The 23,493-nt window shown below is 70.8% G+C and carries 23 protein-coding genes; 13 read left to right on the top strand and 10 right to left on the bottom strand.

The genetic code is table 11. The features are described 5' to 3' along the window. Positions 1-4: 4 nt before the first annotated feature. Both adh and AB0368_RS10395 read left to right on the top strand, forming a co-directional pair. Positions 5-1,528: an aldehyde dehydrogenase gene (gene adh, locus AB0368_RS10390; protein ID WP_366153521.1), complete on the top strand. Its 1,524-nt coding sequence runs from the start codon at positions 5-7 to the stop codon at positions 1,526-1,528. Further along, positions 1,528-1,902: a DUF779 domain-containing protein gene (locus AB0368_RS10395; RefSeq protein ID WP_366153522.1), complete on the top strand. Its 375-nt coding sequence runs from the start codon at positions 1,528-1,530 to the stop codon at positions 1,900-1,902. The genes adh and AB0368_RS10395 overlap by 1 nt, the downstream gene beginning before the upstream one ends. A 20-nt stretch (positions 1,903-1,922) precedes the next feature. Here AB0368_RS10395 and AB0368_RS10400 read toward each other — a convergent pair whose 3' ends face one another. Further along, a complete protein-coding gene (locus AB0368_RS10400; RefSeq protein WP_366153524.1) occupies positions 1,923-2,663 on the bottom strand; it encodes a class I SAM-dependent methyltransferase in 741 nt (246 codons plus the stop codon). Positions 2,664-2,782: 119 nt separating this feature from the next. Between AB0368_RS10400 and AB0368_RS10405 the strand changes: the two genes are divergently transcribed. Further along, positions 2,783-3,655, top strand: a complete 873-nt coding sequence (locus AB0368_RS10405; protein WP_366153525.1) for a polysaccharide deacetylase family protein — start codon at positions 2,783-2,785, stop codon at positions 3,653-3,655. 19 nt (positions 3,656-3,674) lie between these two features. Here AB0368_RS10405 and AB0368_RS10410 read toward each other — a convergent pair whose 3' ends face one another. After that, positions 3,675-4,040 (bottom strand): DUF3499 domain-containing protein, encoded by a 366-nt coding sequence (locus AB0368_RS10410; RefSeq protein ID WP_023358955.1) that lies wholly within the window; start codon positions 4,038-4,040, stop codon positions 3,675-3,677. Between the two features lie 345 nt (positions 4,041-4,385). On the opposite strand from AB0368_RS10410, the gene AB0368_RS10415 reads away from it, so the two are divergent. Then, positions 4,386-4,712 carry a metallopeptidase family protein gene (locus AB0368_RS10415; protein WP_366153771.1) on the top strand — a complete coding sequence of 109 codons (327 nt, stop codon included), beginning with the start codon at positions 4,386-4,388 and terminating at the stop codon, positions 4,710-4,712. Between the two features lie 33 nt (positions 4,713-4,745). Here AB0368_RS10415 and AB0368_RS10420 read toward each other — a convergent pair whose 3' ends face one another. From AB0368_RS10420 to AB0368_RS10430, 3 genes are all read right to left on the bottom strand, one after another. Beyond that, positions 4,746-5,003, bottom strand: a complete 258-nt coding sequence (locus AB0368_RS10420; RefSeq protein ID WP_285690347.1) for a WhiB family transcriptional regulator — start codon at positions 5,001-5,003, stop codon at positions 4,746-4,748. A gap of 408 nt (positions 5,004-5,411) precedes the next feature. Then, complete coding sequence (locus tag AB0368_RS10425) at positions 5,412-7,943, bottom strand: bifunctional FO biosynthesis protein CofGH (RefSeq protein WP_366153773.1); 2,532 nt, start codon at positions 7,941-7,943, stop codon at positions 5,412-5,414. Between the two features lie 80 nt (positions 7,944-8,023). Further along, positions 8,024-9,088 (bottom strand): hypothetical protein, encoded by a 1,065-nt coding sequence (locus tag AB0368_RS10430; RefSeq protein ID WP_366153526.1) that lies wholly within the window; start codon positions 9,086-9,088, stop codon positions 8,024-8,026. A gap of 106 nt (positions 9,089-9,194) precedes the next feature. Between AB0368_RS10430 and cofD the strand changes: the two genes are divergently transcribed. From cofD to AB0368_RS10450, 4 genes are all read left to right on the top strand, one after another. Then, positions 9,195-10,151, top strand: a complete 957-nt coding sequence (cofD, locus tag AB0368_RS10435) for a 2-phospho-L-lactate transferase (RefSeq protein WP_366153527.1) — start codon at positions 9,195-9,197, stop codon at positions 10,149-10,151. Positions 10,152-10,203: 52 nt separating this feature from the next. Beyond that, positions 10,204-11,217 (top strand): coenzyme F420-0:L-glutamate ligase, encoded by a 1,014-nt coding sequence (locus AB0368_RS10440; protein WP_366153528.1) that lies wholly within the window; start codon positions 10,204-10,206, stop codon positions 11,215-11,217. A 69-nt stretch (positions 11,218-11,286) separates the two neighbouring features. Beyond that, positions 11,287-11,688: a hypothetical protein gene (locus tag AB0368_RS10445; RefSeq protein WP_366153529.1), complete on the top strand. Its 402-nt coding sequence runs from the start codon at positions 11,287-11,289 to the stop codon at positions 11,686-11,688. A gap of 5 nt (positions 11,689-11,693) precedes the next feature. Next, positions 11,694-12,251 (top strand): NUDIX hydrolase, encoded by a 558-nt coding sequence (locus AB0368_RS10450; protein ID WP_366153775.1) that lies wholly within the window; start codon positions 11,694-11,696, stop codon positions 12,249-12,251. 3 nt (positions 12,252-12,254) lie between these two features. On the opposite strand, the gene AB0368_RS10455 is transcribed toward AB0368_RS10450, so the two are convergent. Continuing rightward, positions 12,255-13,370 carry a sugar phosphate nucleotidyltransferase gene (locus tag AB0368_RS10455; RefSeq protein ID WP_366153530.1) on the bottom strand — a complete coding sequence of 372 codons (1,116 nt, stop codon included), beginning with the start codon at positions 13,368-13,370 and terminating at the stop codon, positions 12,255-12,257. A gap of 22 nt (positions 13,371-13,392) precedes the next feature. After that, positions 13,393-14,538 (bottom strand): glycosyltransferase family 1 protein, encoded by a 1,146-nt coding sequence (locus AB0368_RS10460; protein WP_366153531.1) that lies wholly within the window; start codon positions 14,536-14,538, stop codon positions 13,393-13,395. A gap of 171 nt (positions 14,539-14,709) precedes the next feature. Between AB0368_RS10460 and AB0368_RS10465 the strand changes: the two genes are divergently transcribed. Then, positions 14,710-15,423, top strand: a complete 714-nt coding sequence (locus tag AB0368_RS10465) for a TIGR03089 family protein (RefSeq protein ID WP_366153532.1) — start codon at positions 14,710-14,712, stop codon at positions 15,421-15,423. On the opposite strand, the gene AB0368_RS10470 is transcribed toward AB0368_RS10465, so the two are convergent. Further along, positions 15,410-17,329 carry an acetoacetate--CoA ligase gene (locus AB0368_RS10470; RefSeq protein ID WP_366153533.1) on the bottom strand — a complete coding sequence of 640 codons (1,920 nt, stop codon included), beginning with the start codon at positions 17,327-17,329 and terminating at the stop codon, positions 15,410-15,412. The genes AB0368_RS10465 and AB0368_RS10470 overlap by 14 nt on opposite strands. 9 nt (positions 17,330-17,338) lie before the next feature. Beyond that, a complete protein-coding gene (locus tag AB0368_RS10475) occupies positions 17,339-17,851 on the bottom strand; it encodes an acyl-CoA thioesterase (protein ID WP_366153534.1) in 513 nt (170 codons plus the stop codon). 50 nt (positions 17,852-17,901) lie between these two features. Here AB0368_RS10475 and AB0368_RS10480 point away from each other — a divergent pair, with 50 nt between their 5' ends. The 3 genes from AB0368_RS10480 to AB0368_RS10490 all read left to right on the top strand — a co-directional run bounded on the left by AB0368_RS10480 (position 17,902) and on the right by AB0368_RS10490 (position 20,342). Further along, the gene (locus tag AB0368_RS10480; protein WP_366153535.1) at positions 17,902-19,068 is read left to right on the top strand and encodes a hypothetical protein; all 1,167 of its coding nucleotides are present in this window, start codon (positions 17,902-17,904) and stop codon (positions 19,066-19,068) included. Between the two features lie 340 nt (positions 19,069-19,408). Next, complete coding sequence (locus AB0368_RS10485; RefSeq protein ID WP_366153536.1) at positions 19,409-19,906, top strand: hypothetical protein; 498 nt, start codon at positions 19,409-19,411, stop codon at positions 19,904-19,906. Then, positions 19,896-20,342 carry a SitI3 family protein gene (locus AB0368_RS10490; RefSeq protein ID WP_366153537.1) on the top strand — a complete coding sequence of 149 codons (447 nt, stop codon included), beginning with the start codon at positions 19,896-19,898 and terminating at the stop codon, positions 20,340-20,342. Before AB0368_RS10485 ends, AB0368_RS10490 begins: the two co-directional genes overlap by 11 nt. A 303-nt stretch (positions 20,343-20,645) precedes the next feature. On the opposite strand, the gene AB0368_RS10495 is transcribed toward AB0368_RS10490, so the two are convergent. Further along, on the bottom strand, positions 20,646-21,803 hold the full coding sequence (locus AB0368_RS10495) for an acyl-CoA dehydrogenase family protein (protein WP_366153538.1): 1,158 nt from the start codon (positions 21,801-21,803) through the stop codon (positions 20,646-20,648). A gap of 225 nt (positions 21,804-22,028) precedes the next feature. On the opposite strand from AB0368_RS10495, the gene AB0368_RS10500 reads away from it, so the two are divergent. Continuing rightward, positions 22,029-23,468, top strand: a complete 1,440-nt coding sequence (locus AB0368_RS10500; protein ID WP_366153539.1) for a UDP-glucose/GDP-mannose dehydrogenase family protein — start codon at positions 22,029-22,031, stop codon at positions 23,466-23,468. Positions 23,469-23,493 lie beyond the last annotated feature (25 nt).

Below are 23,493 nucleotides of genomic sequence, written 5' to 3' on the forward strand. Positions count from 1 at the left end.
CGCCATGACTGTCTATTCCCCGCCCGGTTCCGACGGCGCTATCGTCGCCTACGAGTCCCGGTACGACCACTGGATCGGCGGCGAGTACGTGCCGCCCGCCAAGGGCCAGTACTTCGAGAACCCCACCCCGGTCACCGGCCAGAACTTCTGTGAGATCGCCCGCGGCACCGCCGAGGACGTCGAGCGCGCCCTCGATGCGGCGCACGGTGCGGCGGACGCCTGGGGACGTACGTCGGCCGCCGAGCGCGCGAACATCCTGAACAAGATCGCCGACCGGATGGAGGCGAACCTCGAGAAGCTCGCGGTCGCCGAGACGTGGGAGAACGGCAAGCCGGTCCGCGAGACCATGGCCGCCGACATCCCGCTGGCGATCGACCACTTCCGCTACTTCGCCGGCGCGTTGCGGGCCCAGGAGGGCACCCTCGGCGAGATCGACGACGACACCATCGCCTACCACTTCCACGAGCCGCTCGGCGTGGTCGCACAGATCATCCCGTGGAACTTCCCGATCCTGATGGCGACCTGGAAGCTCGCGCCCGCGCTGGCCGCCGGCAACGCCGTGGTGCTCAAGCCGGCCGAGCAGACCCCGGCGTCGATCCACTACTGGATGTCGCTGGTCGCCGACCTGCTCCCGCCGGGCGTCCTGAACATCGTCAACGGCTTCGGCGTGGAGGCCGGCAAACCGCTCGCGTCCTCGAAGCGCGTCGCGAAGGTGGCGTTCACCGGCGAGACCACCACCGGCCGCCTGATCATGCAGTACGCCTCCGAGAACATCATCCCGGTCACGCTCGAACTCGGCGGCAAGAGCCCGAACATCTTCTTCGAGGACGTCAGCCGCGCCGACGACGACTTCCTGGACAAGGCGCTCGAGGGCTTCGCGATGTTCGCGCTCAACCAGGGCGAGGTCTGCACCTGCCCGTCCCGGGCGCTGATCCAGCAGGGCCACTACTCGGACTTCCTGGCCTCCGGCGTCAAGCGCGTCGAGAACATCAGGCAGGGCAACCCGCTGGACACCGACACCCAGGTCGGCGCCCAGGCCTCGAACGACCAGCTCGAGAAGATTCTGTCCTATTTCGACATCGGGCGGCAGGAGGGCGCGAAGGTCCTCACCGGTGGCGCCCGGGCAGACCTCGGCGGGGATCTGTCCGGTGGCTACTACGTCCAGCCGACCATCTTCGAGGGCTCGAACTCGATGCGGATCTTCCAGGAGGAGATCTTCGGACCGGTCGTGTCGGTGACCTCGTTCACCGACTACGCGGACGCCGTCAAGACCGCCAACGACACCCTGTACGGCCTCGGCGCCGGCGTCTGGACCCGGGACATGAACGTCGCGTACCGGGCCGGCCGGGACATCAAGGCCGGTCGAGTGTGGACGAACTGCTACCACCTCTACCCGGCGCATGCCGCGTTCGGCGGGTACAAGCAGTCCGGCATCGGCCGCGAGAACCACAAGATGATGCTGGACCACTACCAGCAGACGAAGAACCTGCTGGTCAGCTACTCCCCCAAGGCCATGGGCTTCTTCTGATGGGTGCCCGGGTGGACGTGACCCCCGCGGCGGCGGAGCTCATCCGTTCGCTGCGGGGGCAGCACGGGCCGTTGATGTTCCACCAGTCCGGCGGCTGCTGCGACGGCAGCGCCCCGATGTGCTATCCCGACGGGGAATTCCGCACCGGCTCCAGCGACGTCCTCCTGGAGGAGCTCCACATCGACGGCGTGGCCGAGCCGGTGTCCTTCTGGATGAGCACCTCGCAGTTCGAGGCCTGGAAGCACACCCATCTCACGGTGGACGTGGTGCCGGGAAGGGGCAGCGGCTTCAGCCTCGAGGCGCCGGAGGGGGTGCGCTTCCTGATCCGCAGCCGCGTGCTCACGCCGGAGGAGCTGACTGCTCTCTCGTCGTGAGCCCAGGTCCGGCCGCGGCGTCATCGCGCCGCGGCCGGACCCTTCCTGCCGACCGCAAAGCGGAAGTGGTTCACCAGCCGATAACCCCCACCCGTTCTCCGGTACGGGGCAGACGCGGCGAGCACCGCCTCGGCTCCCCCCGGATCCTCGCCGAGCAGGACGCCCCGCACGAGCGCGTCGTCGTCCGGCACTTCCCACGGCACCTCCGCAAGACCCTCCACCACGTCGTCCAGGCCACCGTCCGCCAGCAGCTCCCCCAGACCGCCGGGCAGGCGCAGGTCACCGTCGGGGGGCGGCGGGCCGCCGTCCAGCGCGCGTTCCACCGCGTCGAGCTCGTTGAGCGCGGCCTCCGCCCAGTTCGCGACCGCCACCCGGCCGCCGGGCACGGTCACCCGTACCATCTCGGCCAGGGCTTCGTCGGTGTCCTCCGCGAACTGCAGAGCGTTGAAGGACGTCGCAAGGTCGAACGTGCCGTCGCTCCACGGCAGCTTCTCCGCTCCGCCCAGCCGCACGTCCGGTGACCGGCGGCGGGCCAGAGCGACCATTCCCGGGGCCGGGTCGATGCCCGCGGTCGTCATGCCGCGCCCGCCGCAGTAGCCGAGAAAGTCGCCGCTTCCGCAGCCCACGTCGAGGACCCGGGCGCCGGGTCCCGTGCCGCTCGCCTCCAGCACGGCACGCCAGGCAGGCTCGGCGAAGCCGCCCCACAGTTCCGCCCAGCCGGCGGCCACATCGGACCAACGATCCGGATCTGCTCCGTTCACGATCCCCTCACCTTCTCCCCGAAGCGTGCCACCTCGGCGCCGGAACGCTCCCGTCGCGGCGTCGCCGGACCATAGTTCTCCCCGTCCTGGTTCCCGTGTTTGCGGACGGAGTTGTGGCGATGCGTACCCCCAAGGTGTTGGTGATCGGCCTGGCGTTGGCCGGGCTTGCCGGCTGCGGCACGGCCGTCGCGGCCCAGCACGATCCCGCCTGGGTGGAACCGGCACCCGCCACGTCCTCGGCCTCGCCGCCGCCGTCGGCCTCGCGCCCGTCCTCCCCCGCCGCATCACCCTCTGCTGAACCGGATGCCGCCGACGTACCCGTCAGCGTCGAGCCGACGGCGAGCACCAAGCCGAAGCCGGCCAAGAGCACGCAGCAGCACCACGGCGGGCCGGCGAACAGCCTCATGAAGACGGGCCGGTCCGGGGTGGCCCTCACCTTCGACGACGGCCCGGACCCGGTGCAGACGCCCAGGATGCTGGACCTGCTGAAGCGCACGCACGTCAAGGCGACGTTCTGCCTCGTCGGTCAGAACGTGGCCGCGCACCCGGACCTCGTCCGGCGCATCGCCGACGAAGGCCACACACTCTGCAACCACACCTGGCGGCACAGCCTGACGCTCGGCCGGCAGAGTCCGTCGGTGATCCGCGCCGACCTCCAGCGGACGAACGACGCCATCCGCGCCGCGGTGCCGGGTGCGGAGATCAAGTACATGCGGGCGCCGGGCGGCAACTTCACGCCGGCGTTCGTCGCGGCGGCCGGTGAGCTCGGCATGACCTCGATCTACTGGCAGGTCGACCCGCGCGACTGGGAGCACCCGTCCGGGGAGTCCGGGGACGCCCACCGGGCGAAGGTGATCGGGTCGGTGAAGCGGCACGTCAGCAGGGGCGCGATCGTGCTGTCGCATGACTATGGGCAGCCGGGGACCATCAGCGCGTACGAGACCTTGATTCCTTGGCTGAAGCAGCGCTACACGCTGATTGCCCTGCCCTGAGAGTGATGCCGCTCGACCTTCAGTGCGAGGGCGGGATGACGCGGAGGTGGCCGCGGCGGCCGGTCTGGTGGCCCGGGAGGTTGTCGTGCTCCTCCGGGCGCGGCGGCGGGGCCGGGCGGGCCGCCTCGCGAACGGCGTCGGCCAGGGCGACCAGGTCGTCGGTCGTGGGCGGCGGGGGCGCGAAGTCGCCGTCGTGGCGGACCAGTTCCCACCCCCGGGGCGCGGTGAGGCTGCGCGCATGGGGTTCGCAGAGGTCGTACGTGTGCGGCTCGGCGAACGCCGCCAGCGGACCCACCACGGCCGTCGAATCGCTGTAGACGTAGGTCAGGGTGGCGACCGCCTGTCGGGGACAGCCGTTGCGGGAGCAGCGCCGTGGGGACCTCACGGCGGCACGTTATCTCTAAGCACGCTCGCGCGGGGCCGATGCTGGCGCGACACGCCGACCCACCAAGCATCACGATTTCGACATGGCGCTCCGACACGCCGTCCCATTGGGGCGAATTCCCGGTGACGAAACGCGGCCGACTCAGCCTGACCACGTACGACGCTCGGCGGGGGCTAGGCTGGCCGCGTGACCACCAGTCCCGACCGTCGCCGGGCCGGATCCGATCCCGGCCGGGCCGCGCGTACCCCCGGACCGGGCCGTCCCGCCCGCCGTGACAGGCACGGCCGCGGGCTCCGCGGCCGGCTCGTCCCGGCGACCGTCCCGCTCGCCCGGACCAAGGCGGAGATCTTCGACGATCTCGTGCTCGACACGGTCGAGAGCCTGGAACGCCGGTACGCCAAGGAGCTGGCCGGCGTGGAGTTCGCGGTCGAGGACGTGCCGCCGGAACTCAACGTCTACGACTCCGACGTGCTCGAGGACGGCGAGGTGCCGCTGGCCCGCCTGCTGCCGGGCCGGCCCGGACGCCAGGAGCTGCCGCCGCGGATCGTGCTCTACCGGCGGCCGCTGGAATTCCGGGCGATGGACCGCGAGGACCTCGCCGACCTCGTCCACGATGTGATCATCGAGCAGGTAGCCAACCTGCTCGGCGTGGATCCCGACGAACTCTCGTAGGACGGCCCCCCGGCGTCGCACGAGAGCCGCCGCTCACGCCACCCGGCGCTTGAGCTTGCGTCGCTCCCGCTCGGAAAGACCGCCCCAGATGCCGAACCGCTCGTCGTGACCGAGGGCGTACTCGAGGCACTCCCCCTTCACGTCGCAGCGACCGCAGATGCGCTTCGCCTCGCGGGTCGATCCGCCCTTCTCCGGGAAGAATGCCTCTGGATCGGTCTGCGAGCACAGCGCCCGCTCCTGCCACTCGGGCGCGTCCCCGAGCAGGTCAACTCCCTCTACCTGCGCTTCCATCGGCGTGCCTCCTTTTCCGCGCCGGCAGCGATGCCAGCGCTGACCCCCCACGCACGCGGCGTGTTTCTTGCGGGAAATGCGCGGTTCGCGGCGCACCTTTCCCACAACCCCACCCGAAATTACACGCGTGTAAGACGTGCGTCGTCAAGCCGAACCTGATAAATAGGCCCGTTATCCCGAGGCGCCGTCGCCACCTCACGGTCCCGTTCCAGCCCTATCTCTCTGAGCCGCCGAGAGGTAACGCACAGTCGGCGCGTCGCGTCCAAATTACCCCAATTTGTAACCTTGCGACCAGGGGGCCGGGGGTACAGCCGGGCACGAACGGTCGGATCTTGTCCCAAAAAGCTGCCCCGGCCGCACTCTAGGAACCCGTCAGGCCGCCGGATGTGGCGACCGCGGCGGCCGGCGTCAGTGGCGGCCGTAGACGGTGGTGCGCTGCGCCGCCGGCCGGCCCGCTGCGGCGGCGAGCTCTTTCAGCTCCGCGACCGTCCGCGCCGAACCGTGCTCCGATCCCGCCATCCGCGAGATGGTCTCCTCCATCAACGTGCCGCCCAGGTCGTTGCACCCGCCGTTGAGCATCGCGATCGTGCCCTCGTCGCCCAGCTTCACCCACGAGCACTGAATGTTGTCGATACGGCCGTGCAACAGGATGCGCGCCATCGCGTGCACGACCCTGTTCTCCCGCCAGGTCGGCCCGGGACGCGCAATGCCCGCCAGATAGATCGGTGCGTTGGTGTGGATGAACGGCAGTGCCACGAACTCGGTGAAGCCGCCGGTCACGTCCTGCACGCCGGCCAGGACCCGGAAGTGGCCGAGCCACTGGCGGGGATGGTCGACGTGGCCGTACATCATGGTCGAGCTGGAGCGGATGCCGACCTGGTGGGCCGTGGTCACCACGTCGATCCAGGTGGCCGCCGGCAACTTGCCCTTGGTCAGCACCCAGCGCACGTCGTCATCGAGGATTTCCGCGGCGGTGCCGGGGATCGTGTCGAGGCCGGCGTCGCGCAACTCGGTGAGCCAGTCGCGTACGGACACACCCGCCTTCGCCGCGCCGGTGACGATCTCCATCGGGGAGAAGGCGTGGACGTGCATGCCCGGTACGCGCTGCTTCACCGCTCGCACCAGGTCCGCGTACGCGGTGACGGGCATCTTGGGGTCGATGCCGCCCTGCATGCAGACCTCGGTGGCACCGTCGCGCCACGCCTCCTCGGCCCGGTCGGCGACCTGCTCGACCGACAGCCTGTACGCGTCCGCGTCCCGTTCCCGCTGGGCGAAGGCGCAGAAGCGGCACCCCACGTAGCAGACGTTGGAGAAGTTGATGTTGCGGTTCACCACGTACGTGACGTCGTCGCCGTTGACCTCGCGGCGCAGGTCATCGGCGATGCGGGCGAGCTCGTCCAGCGCCGAGCCGTCCGCGCGGAACAGGGCCATGGCCTTGTCCTCGTGCTCCGGCAGCAGCAACCGGGCCGGGTCATCGGCGGCGAGCCGCAGCCCGGCCAGGACCTCGGTCTCGATCCGCCCAGCGGCGGGAACCTGCGCCGCCACGCCGGACCCGGCCAGCTCGGCGGCGTCGGCGCTGACGTGCGCGGCCACCTCCGCCCAGTCGCCGTAGACCGAGTCGAAGTCGCCGCGACGGTCGCCGGTCCGGCCCTCGGTGTCGATGGTCGCGAACAGGTCGGTGCGGCCCCCCGCGTACGCGTCGTCGGGCTCCTGCCACGGCAGGCCGGCCGGCATCGCGTCCTCCCGCGCCAGGCCGGAGGGCTCGGCGAGCGCCGCGATGTGGGCGGCCAGGCGTGGGTCGAGCCAGCCCTCGCCGCGCCGGATGTACTCCGGGTAGACGGTCAGCCGTTCGCGCAGCTCGAAGCCGGACCTCGCCGACATCTCGCGGAGCAGCTCGATCTGCGGCCACGGGCGCTCGGGGTTGACGTGGTCGGGGGTCACCGGGGACACGCCGCCCCAGTCGTCGATGCCGGCGCGCAGCAGCAGGTCGTACTCGCCCGCGATGAGGTTGGGCGGAGCCTGGACGCGGGCACGCGGACCCAGGATGATGCGGCTCACCGCCACGGTCGCGGCGAGTTCTCGCAGTTCGGCGTCGGGCATGCCGCGCATCGCCGTGTCGGGCTTCGCGCGGAAGTTCTGGATGATGACTTCCTGGATGTGGCCGTACTCCCGGGCGGTGCGCCGCATCGCGAAGATGGCGTCGGCACGCTCGGCGCGCGTCTCGCCGATGCCGATGAGGATGCCGGTGGTGAACGGCACGCCGACCCGGCCGGCGTCGTCGAGCACCCGCAGGCGTACGGCCGGCTCCTTGTCGGGTGAGCCGTAGTGCGGGCCGCCCGGCTCGGACCAGAGCCGCGTCGCGGTGGTCTCCAGCATCATCCCCATGCTCGGCGCGACCGGCTTGAGCCGTTGCAGGTCGGCCCAGCTCAGCACGCCCGGGTTGAGGTGCGGCAGCAGCCCGGTCTCCTCCAGCACCGCGATCGCGCAGGCGCGGACATAGTCGAGGGTCGAGTCGTAGCCGCGCTCGTCGAGCCACTGCCGCGCCGCCGGCCAGCGGTCCTCCGGCCGGTCGCCGAGGGTGAACAGCGCTTCCTTGCAGCCCTGCGCGGCACCCTCGCGGGCGATGGCCAGGACCTCGTCACGCTCGAGGAACGCCGCGGGCAGCCGGTGCGGCACGGTCGCGAAGGTGCAGTAGTGGCATCGGTCGCGGCACAGGCGGGTCAGCGGGATGAAGACCTTTTTCGAATACGTGACCACGCCCGCCCGGCCGACCTCACGCAGCCCCGCGTCGCGCACGCCAGCGGCGATCGTCAGCAGGTCGTCGAGGAGCCCACCCTCGGCCGCAAGCAGGGCGGCCGCCTCGTCGGTGTCGATCGCCCTGCCGTCGGCGGCCCGCTTCAGGGCGCGGCGGATGCTGGCTTCGGTCGGCGGAATGTCCACAGCTACCACCCGTGCAGCCTAGGCCGGAAAGAGGGCGACTGCCCTGAGGCGACTGAAGGATGCGCAGTGGTCTGGGACACTCAGCCCTTCGGCGGTTCTTCCCCGACGATCCGGGTGCGGTCCTCGTCGTCCGCGCGGGCCGGCAGTGTCTGAGTCGGATCTGCCGGGCCGCCCTGGGGCTGCGGCGACGCCGGCTGGTGCGGCTGAACCGGCCGCGGGGCATAGGCGGACGGGGCACCGTGCGGGTGGCCGGGGGCCGGGGCGAACGGTCCCGGCGGCGTGCCGGGACCCGGCTGCACTCCAGGACCCTGCTGAGCCGGAGGCACAGAAGCGGGAGGAGGTGTCGCCGGAACGAACCCCTGCTGCACCGTGGGCTGGTGCGCGGTCGGCTGCCCCCAAGCAGGCTGCCCCCACTGACCCGACTGCGGCTGACCCGGCTGTCCGGGCTGACCCGGCTGCGGGAATCCAGGCTGAGGGAATCCAGGCTGACCTGGCTGAGGGAAACCGGGCTGACCAGGCTGCGGAAAACCGGGCTGACCAGGCTGCTGCGGGTAGCCCGGCTGGCCGTACGGCTGCTGCTGCCCCCACTGCTGCTGCGGCTGGCCGTACACCCCGGGCTGCTGCTTGGGCCGCGGCGTGTGGAACAGCGTGCGCCAGATCAGGAAGACCGCATATGCCGCGACCGCGAAGACCGCGAGCCACGCCGTACGTACCAGAAGCTCCTCGAACGCCACCCGGATGCTGAACCCGGCAATCTTCACGACGCCGATCAGGAACCCGAAGACGACCGCGAAGAAGCCCGCCACCGCGTACTCCACCAGAGCGACGACGGTGATCAGCCGCGCGTGGCGGTGGCGGGGCTCGACCAGCGTCGCGAGCAGCACGGCCGCCAGCGGCAGCGCGATGGTCTCGACGTTGACGTAGCTGTAGAAGCTGTTCTGCACCCTGGTGAGGAAGTCCTGCCCCACCCCGGACGGGACGAGCCGGATGATCGCCACGAAGAGCCAGACGGCCGGAGCGGCGACGAACGCGTACGCGGCGAGGTCCCGCAGCGGACGAATCACCGGCAGGACCGGTCGGGACGCGGGCTGGGACGACGGGGGCTCGGGCGACAGGGGCTGTGGCGGCGGCGGCGTGCTGGTCACAGCTGCTCTCCTGATCTTGCGGGGCTGGGCGGTCGGCCCATGCTAGCCGCATCACACCCGTGCCCCGGGAGCCGCGGACCGGCGGGCCGTGCGCAAGGATGGTCGGATGCGGATCGTGGTCCTGACCGGGGGGATCGGCGGCGCCCGGTTCCTGATGGGCGTACGCGCACACGCGCGGCGCATCGGAGCCGGCGTCACGGCGGTGGTGAACGTCGGCGACGACGTGCGCATGCACGGCCTCCAGATCTGCCCCGACCTCGACAGCGTCATGTACACGCTGGGCGGCGCGGCCGATCCCGAGCGCGGCTGGGGGCGGGTGGGCGAGAGCTGGGTCGTCAAGGAGGAGCTGGCGAAGTACGGCGCCGAGCCCAGTTGGTTCGGCCTGGGTGACAAGGACGTCGCCACCCATCTCGTACGCACCACGATGCTCAACGCCGGCTATCCCCTGTCCCAGGTGACCGCCGCGCTGTGCGAGCGGTGGCAGCCGGGCATCGATCTGCTGCCGGCCACCGACGACCGGCTCGAGACCCACGTGGTGGTGGACGTCGAGGGCGAGCGCAAGGCGATTCACTTCCAGGAGTGGTGGGTGCGTTACCGCGGTGAGGTGCCGACGCACCGGTTCGTCTTCGTCGGAGCCGAGGCGGCGAAGCCCGCCGCGGGGGTGCTGGAGGCCGTGGCGGGGGCCGATGTGGTGCTCGTGGCCCCGTCCAACCCGGTGGTGTCGATCGCGCCGATTCTGGCCGTACCGCAGCTCAGGGAGGCGGTGGCGGACGGCCCGGCGCCGGTCGTCGGGGTGTCGCCGATCATCGGCGGGGCACCCGTGCGGGGCATGGCCGACCGCTGCCTGGCCACGCTCGGCGTCGAGGTCAGCGCGGCCGGCGTGGGCGGAATGTACGCGGCCCGCACCGGCGGAGGCCTCCTGGACGGCTGGCTGGTCGACACGGTGGACGCCGGCGCCGAGATCGAGGGCGTACGCACGAGGGCGGTGCCGCTGTGGATGAAGGACGAAGAGGCGACGTCGGCGATGGTCGCCTCCGCGCTGGAGCTGGCAAGGGTCGCATGACCGACTGCACCGCAGGGAAGCAACGGCCAGGAGCGGCAGGAGGCACAGTGTGATGGACGGGCTGGAGATCCTGCCGGTGCGCGGCATCGGCGACGTGACGGCCGGCGACGACCTGGCGGAGCTGATCACCCGCAACGCGCCCTGGCTGCGCGACGGCGACGTGCTCGTCGTGACCAGCAAGATCGTGTCCAAGGCGGAGGGCCGGCTGGTCGAGGTGCCCGCCGACGGCCCCGAGCGCGAGGCCGCCCGGGCGCAGACCCTGGCCGCCGAGACCCGCCGGGTCGTGGCCCGCCGCGGCCCGACCGCGATCGTGCAGACCCACCACGGGTTCGTGATGGCGGCGGCCGGCATCGACGCGTCCAACGTCGACAAGACCCACCTCGTGCTGCTGCCGGAGTCGCCGGACGAGTCGGCGCGCCGGCTGCGCGCGGCCCTGGCCGCACGCGGACTGCACGTGGGCGTCATCGTCTCGGACACCATGGGCCGCACATGGCGCAACGGGCTCACCGACGTGGCCCTGGGCGCGGCCGGGATCGAGCCGTTCCGTGACCACCGCGGCGAGATCGACCCGTACGGCAACGAGCTCAGCCTCACCCAGATGGCCGTGATCGACGAGCTCGCCGCCGCCGGCGAGCTGGTGAAGGGCAAGTGCGACCAGGTTCCGGTCGCTGTGGTGCGCGGTTACCCGGGCGCGGGCGCCGCGGAGACCTCCGGCGCCGAGGTTCTGCTGCGGGATGCTGCCAGCGACATGTTCTCCTTGGGTACGGCGGAAGCCCACGCGGAAGGCCTGCGCACGGCCGCCGCCCTGCCGGACGCCGCCACCGACAAGCCCGCGAGCGCCGAGGCCGTGCAGCGGGCGATCATGACAGCCGGCCTCGACGGCGCGGTGGCGGTGCCGTCGCCCCAGACGCTACGCTGCGTGGCCACGGACGTGAGCCCGGCGGGCCTGATGCGCTTCGGCGCCGACGTGCAGCGGCTGCGGTCGGCACTGGCGGCGGAGGGTTTGGCATCGGCGGTGGCCTACGACGACACCGGCGCGACCATCGCCGTTTCCGGGGCGGCCTAGTTGACAGCTCGGTTCGCCTGGGCGCATCGTCTAGGACAACAACTGTTGTCACAAGCAAGGTGATGGACCATGACCGAGCACGATGAGGCTCTCCGGGAAGCCGTCCAGCAGGTGGCCTGGACCTGGGCTCGTGCCGGGTCCTCGACGGACGCCGACTCTCCTCACGATGTCGGCCTCAGCGGTGACCAGCGCCGGGAGGCCTGGTTGGCCGTCCTCGCCGGCCTCACCGCAGTGCAGCGCGAGGCGGCACACCTGGCCGAGGTCGCTGCGACCAGGGCGGTGGAGTACGGGGCGGACTACCCAGCCCTGGGCCGGGCGGCAGGCGTGACCCGCCAGGGGGCCCGGCGCCGATGGCCGCAACTGCCCGTGTCCCGCAGTCTGAGCCGGCGGCGTAGCCGGTCGATGACCGATGACATGCTCACCGAGAAGCCGATCAAGGACCCGCTGTCGGTCCCCAACCTCTGGCCGTGACCTCGATGCTGGTGACCCTCTTCGACGACGCCGTCGGCGCCCTGTCCGGGTGGCAGCCCACGTCCGAAGCGGCCGCGGTCGCGCGGAAGCGCACGGTCGAGCTGCTCCGGGCCGGCCCGGTGGCGATGACCCGGGCGCACCGGCCGGGGCACGTCACGGCCAGCGCACTCATCGTCGACGAACGACGGCGCGTGCTGCTGTGCCTGCACGGCCGGCTCGGCCTGTGGATGCAGGTCGGCGGCCACTGCGAACCCGGCGACGCCACCCTGGCGGCGGCCGCGCTGCGCGAGGCGACGGAGGAGTCGGGCATCGCCGGGCTGCGCCTGGATCCCGATCCGATCGACGTGGATGTGCACGCGGTGCGCTGCGCCCCGGCCGACGGGCAGCCGGCCGAGGCCTCGTGGCACTACGACGTCCGCTTCCTCGCCGTGTGCCCGGCGGGAGCGGTGGAGCAGATCAGCGACGAGTCGGCGGATCTGGCGTGGTTCACCGCGGACACGCTGCCGTCACCGCTGGCCGGCGGCGTAGTGCAGCAACTCGCGCCCGCCTTCACCAGGCTGTAGTGCTCAGATGTAGCTGATCTCGCCCTTGTCCCTGAGCTCGTCGACGATCGACTTGACCTCCTGGGCCCGGTCCCGGGGGCAGACCAGCACCGCGTCGGGCGTGTCGACCACGATGAGGTCGCGGACCCCGAGCGCCGCCACGAGCCGTCCCGAGTTGGGCACGACCACCAAGTTCTCCGTCTCGCGCAGGATCACGCCGGGCTTGGCGAGTCCCTCCTTGCCGACCACGACGTTGCCCGCCTGGTCCGCCGCGAGCACCTCGCCGAGGGTGTGGAAGTCGCCGACGTCGTTCCAGCCGAAGTCGCCGGGGACCGTACCGACCCGGCCGGCCGCCGCCGCGCCCTCCATCACCGCGTAGTCGACGGAGATCCGTGGCAGCGTCGGCCACACCTCGCCGAGCACCTCCTCGCGGGCCGAAGAGTCCCAGGCCTGCGCGATGCGGGAGATGCCCGCGTGCAGTTGCGGCTGCTGGCGGGCCAGTTCGGCGAGGAACACGTCGACGCGCCAGACGAACATGCCGGCGTTCCACAGGTAGTTGCCCGACTTGACGTAGCCCTCGGCCACCTCGAACGAGGGCTTCTCCTTGAACTCCTCGACCGCGAGGACCGCACCCTCGCCGACCGGGCCGCCGCACTGGACGTAGCCGTAGCCGGTCTCGGGACGGGTGGGGGTGATGCCGAGCGTCATGAGCAGGCCCTTGCGGGCGCCCTCCATCGCCTGCCTCAGCACGCCGATGAAGCGCGCGCCGTCCGCGATGAGGTGGTCGGCCGCGAAGGAACCCATGACGGCTTCCGGCTCGTGCCGGGCGATCACGGCCGCGGCCAGGGCGATGGCCGCGCACGAGTCGCGCGGCGACGGCTCGACGAGGATGTTCTCCTCGGGTACGGCGGTGAGCTGGCGCGCCACGGCCGCGGCGTGCGCCACGCCCGTGACGATGAACACCTGGGACGGGTCGGCGAGGGGCAGCAGCCGGGTCACCGTCGCCTGGAGCAGCGACGCGTCCGTGCCGGTCAGCAGGTGCAGGAACTTGGGGTGACCGGCGCGCGACAGCGGCCATAGACGGGTACCACTGCCACCTGCGGGAATGACGGCGTACAGCCCGCCCCGATTCTCACTCATGCGCACGCAGTGTAACGAACCATCAGGGCGCCACGCGGTTCCAGGTCGCGACGTGCACCTCGGCGCTGGACGCCCACGTGAACTCCTTGGCCCGGTCGAAGCCCGCCTTGGCGAGGGTGAGCCGGCGCGGCTCGTCGTGCAGCAGGTCGGCGAGGTCCGTGGCGATCCGGTCCGCGTCCTCGGTCGTGTACGCCACCGCGTCGCCACCGACCTCGGGCAGGGACAGCCGGGGCGTGGTCAGCACCGGCGTGGCGCAGGCCATCGCCTCGAGGATCGGCAGGCCGAAGCCCTCGCCGAAGGACGGGTAGCAGGCCACCAGCGCGCCGCCGAGGAAGCCGGGCAGGTCCGCGTACCGCAGGTAGCCGGGACGCAGCAGCCGCAGGTGCGACGGGACCTCGGCCACTGCCCGGTCGATGTCGTCGTCGTGGCCCTGGCCACCGGCGATGACCAGCGCGGGCGGGCGCGGCCAGTCGGCGACCGCACGGGCCCAGCCGCGGATCAGGTTGGGCACGTTCTTGCGCGGCTCCTTGGCGCCGAGGAAGGCCACGTAGCCCGAGTTGCCGAGGCCGAGCCGCGCGCGGACCCGCGCCTTCTCTTCGTCGCTGGGCGCGTGAAAGGCGCCCTGGTCGACGCCGTGATAGGCCACGTCGATGTGGGTCGGATCGGCGTCGAGCAGCCGGATCAGCTCGTCGCGGGTCGCCTTGCTGGGCACGATGACCCGCGCGGCCCGGCGCAGCGAGGTCTTGATGGCGCTGCGGAAGAACGTGCGCCGCGTGTTGTCGTAATGCTCCGGCTCGGTGAAGAAAGTCGCGTCGTGCACGGTCACGGTCACCGGGCAACCCGCCCGCAGCGGACAGGTGTAGAACGGCGAGTGCAGCACCTGGGCGCCGACCTGCTGGGCGAGCAGCGGCAGGCCGGTCTGCTCCCAGGCCAGGCGGGCGGGGCGGTGCGCGACGGCGGCCGGCCCGGCGATGACCTCGGCGCTGGGAAGCATCCGGGAGTAACGCTCCGCATCCGAACGCTGCGCCACCACGACGAGATCGATCCGGTCGGAGCCCATCGCGCCGAGGGCACCGAGCAGGCCGTCGACGTATCTCCCCACCCCGCCTCGATCGGCGGGGACGCTGGTGGCGTCGACGAGAACTCGGGGCTTGCGACCGGCGGTCACGTGGCAACTCCTCACATCTGTGGGCCAGACCACTGGCAAGGGTACGCCGCTCGATGCCTGCCGTGTCGACCGCGACGCCCCGCGACACCTCTTGGTCAGGTGGACTTTCCCGGGGTGATGCCACCCGATACCCGTTCATCACTGTCAGTAATCCGACTATCGTCGGAACCGATGAACGAGACGATTCCGGCAGCCCTCGCGGCGGCGGTACGCAAGGATCCGACCATCCCCCTGCTGACCTGGTACGACGACACGACCGGCGACCGCACGGAGCTGTCCGGCGCCACGATGGACAACTGGGTCGCCAAGACTGCCAACCTCCTCGTGGACGGTGCCGGCCTCGGCCCGGGCGACTCGGCCGCGGTGCTGCTGCCCCCGCACTGGCAGACGGCAGCCATCTTGCTCGGCACCTGGACGGCCGGCTTGTCGGTGCCGCAGAACCCGCAACCGGTGGACGCCCTCTTCGCGTGGCCGGGCACCGTAGAGGCGGCCGCCACATGGCCGGCCGGGGACCGATACGCGACCGGCCTGCTGCCGCTGGCCATGCCACTGCGGCCGCTCCCCGCCGGGTTCGTGGACTACACGGTGGAGGTCCGCGGCTACGGCGACCACTTCCGGCCGTACCAGCCGGTGGGCGTGGACGACACGGCGCTGGGCGAGGCCACCCACCGGGACGTCTCCGCCGCGGCGGTCGCCCGGGCGGCCGAGCTCGGCATCGAGCCGGGCGGCCGGGTGTTGATCGACGCCGCCGCCTACGCCGACCCGGCGGACTGGCTGCTGGCGCCGCTGTACGCCGGCGCCAGCATCGTGCTGTGCGCGAACCTGGACCGGTCGACGATGGGGAACCGGGTCGCCTCGGAGAACGTCACGCTCACCCTCGCCTAGCGGCGTACTCCTCGAAGGCCGTGAGGGACTCCGGGTTGGCCAGCGCTCCCTTCGCCGCCGCCCGGTCGGCCGGCGTGCCGGTGAGGATCCGCTTCACCGGCACCTCCAGCTTCTTCGCCGACAGGGTGCGGGGCACCGCCCGTACCTGATGGATCTCGTCGGGAACGTGCCGCGGCGAGAGCGCCGCACGCAGCTCGCGCCTGATCCGGTCGCGCAGCCCGTCGTCCATCTCGAGACCCTCGGCGAGCACCACGAACAGCAGCAGCTCGTCCTGCTCGTCGAGGTGGACGACGACCGAGTCGACGACCTCGTCGATGCTCTCGACCACGGAGTAGAACTCGGCGGTGCCCAGCCGCACGCCGCCACGGTTGAGGGTGGCGTCGGACCGGCCGGTGATGACGCAGGTGCCGTCCTCGCCGATGGTGATCCAGTCGCCGTGCCGCCACACCCCCGGGAACACGTCGAAGTACGCCTCGAAGTAGCGCCGCCCGTCCGCGTCGTTCCAGAAACCGACCGGCATGCTCGGCATCGGCGCCGTGATGACCAGCTCACCGAGCTGCCCCATGACCGGCTTGCCCTCGGGATCGAACGCCTCGACCCGCGCGCCCAGGGCCCGGCACGAGATCACGCCCTCGGTGACGGGCAACAGCGGCGCGCCGCCGACGAAGCCGGTGCACACGTCGGTGCCGCCGGACAGCGACTGCAGCTGCGGCCGGTCCCCCAGCACCTCGTAGATCCAGCGGAAACCCTCCGGCGGCAGCGGCGCCCCGGTCGAGCCGACGCCGCGGATGACGTTCGCCGGCGGCTGCACCCCGGCTTTGCGGCAGGCCAGGATGAACGGTGCGGACGTACCGAAGAAAGTCACGCCGGCGTCGGCGGCCAGCCGCCACAGCTCTCCCAGGTCGGGGTGCCCGGGGTTGCCGTCGAAGAGCACGATCGCGGAGCCGACGGCAGGCCCGGAAGCCAGGAAGTTCCACATCATCCAGCCGGTCGTGGTGAACCAGAGGAAGCGGTCGCCGGGGCCGAGGTCGTGGTGCAGGGCAAGCATCTTGAGGTGCTCGAGCAGGATGCCGCCGTGGCCGTGCACGATCGGCTTCGGCAGCCCGGTTGTCCCGGAGGAGTAGAGGACGTAGAGCGGGTGGTCGAACGGGACCGCGGCGAAGGTCAGCGGGTCGTCACCGTCGAGGCCGTCCCAATCCCCCTGGTCGCCCAGGTACGGGATGGTGATCAGGTGCTCGACGCTCGGCAGCGCGTCCCGGATGGCGGCCACCTCGGCGCGCCGGTCGATCGCCTTGTCGCCGTACCGGTAGCCGTCGACCGCGACCAGCACCCGCGGCTCGATCTGCGTCCACCGGTCGATCACGCTGCGGGAACCGAACTCCGGTGCGCACGAGGAGAAGATCGCGCCGAGGCTCGCGGTCGCGAGCATGAGCACGTACGTCTCGGGGATGTTCGGCGCGTAGGCCGCCACCCGGTCGCCCGCGCCGACACCGAGCCGGCGCAGCCCGGCGGCGACCCTCCGGACCTGGTCGCGCAGCTGCCGGGCGGTGAGGGTGACCGGCTCCCGGCTCTGCGAGTACGCGATGACGACCGGATCGTCGTCGCCGAGGCCGGGCATGCGCAGCACGTGCTCGGCATAGTTGAGCGTGGCACCGGGGAACCACCGCGCCCCCGGCATCTTCGCGTCGGCGAGCGTCGCGCTGGGCTCGTCGTGGGCGATGACCTCGAAATAGTCCCAGATCGCCCGCCAGAACCCGGACAGATCGGTAACGGACCAGTCCCACAATCCGGCGTAGTCGTCGACCTCGACACCCCGCTCGGCGCGCAGCCAGGTCATGAACCGCCCCATCCGGGAGGTTTCGATGGCGTCCGCCGGAGGGGTCCACAACACTGTGCCCGTACTCATGCCGCCACCTTAATGGTCCTTCAGCCGCGCGTCTTGAATGGCTTTGCGGCGGGCCAGGCGGTGCTCGCGACGGATGATGGCCTCGCGGAAGCGCCGCTCGTCCTCCGCGGTCTCCGGCAGGACCGGCGGCACCGGCCGCGGCTGACCGGACACGTCGACACCGACGAAGACCAGGTAGGCGGTCGCCACGGTGATCGGATCGCCGCCGGCCGTGTCCCACCGCTCCGCGGTCAGCCGTACGCCCACCTCCATGGAGGTACTCCCGGCCCAGTTCACCTGCGCATACGCATGCACCAGGTCGCCCGTGTGCACCGGCTCGACGAACACGATCTCGTCGATCGCGGCGGTGACCGCGGTCCCGCCGCTGTGCCGCGCGGCCGCCGCACCGGCCACGTCGTCGACGAACTTCATCAGGACGCCGCCGTGCACGGTGCCGTACAGGTTGACATCGATCGCGCTCATGATCCGGCTCAACGTGACGCGCGAGTGCGAGGTGGGCCGCCCCACCGGCTGGTCACTCATGCCCGTTACGTTAATTCCTCGCGGTTGCCGCCTCCGGGTACGGTCCACGCGTGCGCCATCTTCGCTCGATCCTGTACGCCCTCATCCTGGCCCCGGCAGCATGGATCCTTTGCGGCGTCGGCTTCGACCAGGACCTGACGGGAAGGGCCCGCGACAACGGCGGCCTCGAATCCGTCGGAGGGCTGCTGCTGCTGTTGCTGGCCGGGGCGGCGTACGGAATCCTCCTCTTCGCCCCGATCTCCCCCTCCGGACCGCTCCTGACGGGCCTGACCTTCCTGGGGGTCGGCGCCTGGGCCCGCGTTTCCCCTTCGTCCTACGCGAGCGTCTGGCCGGCAGACGTGACCAAGGACGGCTTCAACGTCAGCACCCCGGGGTACGGGCTGGCGTTGCTGCTCGCGGTGCCGCTGGTGTGCACAGCCCTGAGCGCCCGCCGCTGGGCAGGCTACGAACCACCCCAGGTGGTCCTGATCGGCACCCTCGGCCGAGCCCGCGGCGCAGCGACCGCACCGGGCATGCCGATGGCCGCGGAACCGACGACGGTCTTCGCCCCGGCGCCGGCTGTTCCCCATCAGAGGCGGCCTGCCGACGACGAAGAGAAGACGACGTTGCTGGCGGCGCTGTTCCCGGATGAGCCGACCCGGGACGTCGCCGCGTCGGAGGAGCGGACGACGGTGCTCGCGCCGGTCACCGCTGAGATCTCTGCGGATGGCGAGAAGACTCAGGTGATCCGGGCGGAGATCCCGGGCGACCGCACCCAGGTTCTGGGGATCCCGGGTGGGACGGCGGCCGACGAAAAGACGACCGTGCTGGCACCGGTCGCCGAGGCAGTTACTGCTCCGGCGAACGGGGCGGCTACGGCGTTGAAGCCGACGAATTCGGCGCCCACGGCGTCGAAGCCGGCGGCCGCGGCGTCGAGTCCGGCGGCCGCGGCTTCGAATTCGGCGGCCGCGGCGTCGAAGCCGGCCGGGGAGGAGACGACCAAGTCGATGTCGATCCTCGGCGAGGAACGCCCGGATCCGGCCCAGGACCCGACCACCCGGCTCACCGCCGTGGCAGCGCAGGAAGAGACGCCGGGCGAGGCGAAGACGCAGGCGAGTAAGACGTCGACGGTGGCCAATTTGGAGCGGCCCGCCGACGAAGCGGCGGACGACACCCGGCCACTCACCCTGCCGGCACCCCCTCACCCGACCGACGACGAAACCACCCGCCTTCTCTGACCTGGTCGATACCGCGCCGCTCGTTCTTTCCCGAGCGGCCCGACGACTAGCGGTCACCGAAGATCTTCCCCTGCTGCGCAGTGTTGATAGCCTCCACTCGATTCGCGAAGACGCTCCGGGGGGTGGTGAATTCGTGCCAGGAAGAACTCGCGGCCACGGCGACGGCGGAGGCGAGCAGGCCGGCCACCCGTCATCGCGACCCCGCGGAACTCCCGCCGCCGCGCACAGCGTCCACGAGGCACAGGAAGTAACCGCCTTGGCCGCCCAAGCGGGTCGGCCGGGGGCTGGCAGCGCGACAGTCGGCGCGCAGGGCCCGCAGACCGACCCATTGCTCACTCATATGACGGGTGAGCCGGGCGGCACACCCGACGGCCACCCGACTCGCATCAACCCGGCCGAAGATGTCCAGACACGCCGCTCCATCGAGCAGGAGAACACCACTGCCGCGGTCTTGGCTGACGGCGGCTTCCGCATCAAGCAGAACCCCACTTCAGCTGAAGTCGCCCAGGCGCGCTTCGATACCGGAGACATCGGCAAAGCCACCTCGCGTCCGGATTACCTTCTCGAGGGCAGGGTGTTCGACTGCTACTCGCCAACCAGGCCCACCAAGAGCGTGCGGGGCATCTGGGGCGAAGTCCAGGAGAAGGTCGTCGAGAGGAAGCAGACGCAACGAGTGGTGGTGAACCTTGCGGACTGGCGTGGCGACGTGTCCGCGCTGCAGAAGCAATTCGCCGACTGGCCGATACCAGGACTCAAAGAGGTCAAGGTCGTCACTGCGGACGGCGATATCGTCCAGTTCCCCATCAACCGAGAGAACGTTCAAAACCATGGCGATTGAGTACCGACTGACTCTTGCCGGAACCGCGCCGGTCGAGCAGGTCGCAGCACGGGCGCTGCCCGACCCGGACGAGCGGCCTGCCGGGACGGAATCACCGCTCTCGGTGAACCTCGACGAACGTCTCGGGTTCGCTGTCTTCGTATCGGCCGGGCGGAACGGATACTTCGACATCGAGTCAGACAGCGGCCCATGGGAGTGGGAGCCGGAGGCTTACGTGTCGGTGACCTTCCGGATGGACAAGGAAGCAGAGCCGCAATGGAAGGTTCCCAACATGCTCACGGTTGTCCGTCGCGTGCTCGATACCGGACCTGAGGACGCGGTTCTGGTTCTCAACGGCGACTATGTGCTACTCACCCGGTTCGGTGGCGACCTCGTCAAACATCGGCACGAGGGTTGGTGGTCGAACTACGCCGCCGCAGACTCCATCGTCCCGTGATAGCGGGCCGGCTCTTCAGGAACTGTCCACACGGCATCCCTGGTCTGGGCCTCCCGCGCAACACTCGTGGCCTCAAGCGAGACGGCCACTGCCACCAGCCGACTCGGCAACGGCACCCAACTCGCCGAAGTGGTCACACATGGCTTTAGGACCAAGGATGCCTTCGTCCACGGCACCGGGGGCCGGATTGCGTTGTACCGATGACCCCCGCACGCCAACCGAAAAGGGCCACGAACAACCCGCGACCGCCCGAAGGGTCGACCGCCAGTTGATCATGGCCCTGATCCTGGAAACGTCCCGGAGTCAGCCCTTCAAGAGCTGCCGAGCCATCACGATCCGCTGCACCTGGTTCGTACCCTCGTAGATCTGGGTGATCTTCGCGTCGCGCATCATGCGCTCGACCGGATAGTCCCGGGTGTAGCCGTACCCGCCCAAAATCTGCACCGCGTCCGTCGTGATCTCCATGGCCGCGTCCGACGCGAAGCACTTGGCAGCCGCGCCGAAGTACGTCAGGTCCGCGTCCCCACGCTCGCTCTTGCCGGCCGCCACATACGTCAGCTGGCGCGCCGCCTCGAGCTTCATGCCCATGTCGGCCAGCATGAATTGGAGGCCCTGGAAGTCGGCGATCGACTTGCCGAACTGCTTGCGTTCCTTGGCGTAGCCGAGGGCGAAGTCCAGGGCTCCCTGGGCGATGCCGATCGCCTGGGCCGCGATCGTCACGCGGGTGTGGTCCAGGGTCTTCATCGCCGTCGCGAAGCCGGTGCCTTCCGCGCCGATCATGCGGTCCAGTGGGATGCGCACGTTGTCGAAGTAGACCTCGCGGGTGGGGCTGCCCTTGATGCCCAGCTTCTTCTCCGGTGCGCCGAAGCTGACGCCTTCGTCCGACTTCTCGACCACGAAGGCCGAGATGCCCTTGGAGCGGGCGGTCGGGTCGGTCACGGCGAACACCGTGTAGTACTCCGACACGCCCGCGTTGGTGATCCAGCGCTTGACGCCGTTGAGCACCCAGTAGTCGCCTTCGCGAACCGCTCGGGTGGTCATCGATGCGGCGTCGCTGCCCGCTTCCGGCTCCGACAGGCAGTACGAGAACATCGCCTCGCCGGATGCGACCGGGGTGAGGTAGCGCTCCTTCAGTTCGTGCGAGCCGGCCAGGATCAGTGGCATCGTGCCGAGCTTGTTGACGGCCGGGATCAGCGACGAGCTGGCGCAGGCCCGGGCGACCTCTTCGATCACGATGGCCGTGGCGAGGGCGTCGGCGCCCGCGCCGCCGTACTCGGCCGGGATGTGTGGTGCGTGGAAGTCCGCCGAGCGCAGGGCGTCGTAGGACGCCTTCGGGAACTCTCCGGTCTCGTCCGCCTCGGCCGCGTTCGGCGCCACGCGCGCGTCGCAGATCTCGCGTACGGCCGCGCGGATCGTCTCGTGGTCTTCCGGCAGCTGGTAGACGTCGAACTCAGACATCAACTGTGGCCCCTTCTCTACGGCTCCCCGCTTATGTTACCGACGCGTAGGGTACGCGCACTATCCTCGCTCCGGACGGCGATGGACAGCGGTCCGGTTGACGACGGCAATGGACAGCGGTCCGACCGACGGCGGTCGGGCTAAATGGGCGGCGCCGTGAGAAGGTGTTTGCCACGTTCCGGCGCCGGATTCCCCCACACTGCGCCCCGTGCGACTGGAGTACACAGCGTGACCATCCCGTACCCGACCACGCAGACCGTACCCGCGTTTCCCGAGGTCGAGGTGCCCTCCGGCGCCTCCCGGCCGCGGCTGGCGTTCCTGGGTACGGGCTACCTCGGTGCGACGTACGCCATCTGCTTCGCCGAGCTCGGCTACGAGGTGCTGGGCTTCGACGTGGACGAGGCCAAGATCGCCAAGCTGAGCGCCGGGCAGGTGCCGTTCCACGAGCCGGGGCTCGACGAGCTGCTGCGGGGCAACCTGGCGTCCGGGCGGCTGCGCTTCACGACCTCCTACGAGCAGGTCGCGGACTTCGCCGACGTGCACTTCATCTGCGTGGGCACGCCACAGCGGGGGGACGGCATGGGCGCCGATCTCGCGTACGTGGAGACATCGGTCACGAACCTGGCCCGGCACCTGAAGCGCCGCGCCCTGATCGTGGGCAAATCCACCGTCCCGGTCGGTACGGCCGAATGGGTCGAGCAGCTCGTGGCCAAGCACACCGACCCGGAACTGGGCGTCGAGGTGGCGTGGTCGCCGGAGTTCCTGCAGGAGGGCTTCGCCGTCGAGGACGTGCTGCGCCCCAACCGCATCGTGGTCGGCGTGAAGACCGAGTGGTCCAACGGCATGCTGTACGCGGCCCACAAGGGCGTCTTCGACCTGGCGGCCACCGAGGACCGCGAGGTGCCGCTGGTGGTCACCGACTTCGCCACCGCCGAACTCGTGAAGGTCGCCGCGAACGCGTTCCTGGCCACCAAGATCAGCTTCATCAACGCGATGGCCGAGGTCTGCGAGGTGGCCGGCGGGGACGTCACCCAGCTCGCCAAGGCGATCGGCTACGACCCGCGGATCGGCAACCGCTTCCTGCAGGCCGGCGTCGGCTTCGGCGGCGGCTGCCTGCCCAAGGACATCCGCGCGTTCCAGGCCCGCGCCCAGGAGCTGGGGGCCGGCGAGGCGCTGCGCTTCCTGCACGAGGTCGATCTGATCAACCAGCGCCGCCGTACCCGGGTCCTGCAGCTCGCCGCGGAACTGCTCGGGCGCCGGTCCGGCCCGGCCGGCCCGGACCTTTCCGGCACCCGCATCGCCGTGCTCGGCGCCGCCTTCAAGCCCAATTCCGATGATGTACGCGACGCGCCCGCGCTCGCCGTCGCCGCCACCCTCGCCAAGGCCGGCGCCGACGTACGCGTGTACGACCCTCAGGGCATGGAGAACGCGCGGGCGGTGCAGCCCGGGCTCGCGTACGAGACATCCATGGCCGACGCGGTGGCCGGCGCCGAACTGGTGTGCGTGCTCACCGAGTGGGCGGAGTTCCGCAACGCCGACCCGCAGGCGCTGGCCGAGGTCGTCGCCGGCAGGCGGGTCATCGACGGCAGGAACTGCCTGGACCCGGCCCTGTGGGCGCGCGCGGGCTGGCAGTATCGCGGCATGGGGCGGCCCACACCAGCCCTCTGACGACTGACCGATTTCCGGCCGCGGC

The sequence above is a fragment of the Actinoplanes sp. NPDC051475 genome (genome assembly GCF_040689425.1).
GTDB lineage: Bacteria > Actinomycetota > Actinomycetes > Mycobacteriales > Micromonosporaceae > Actinoplanes.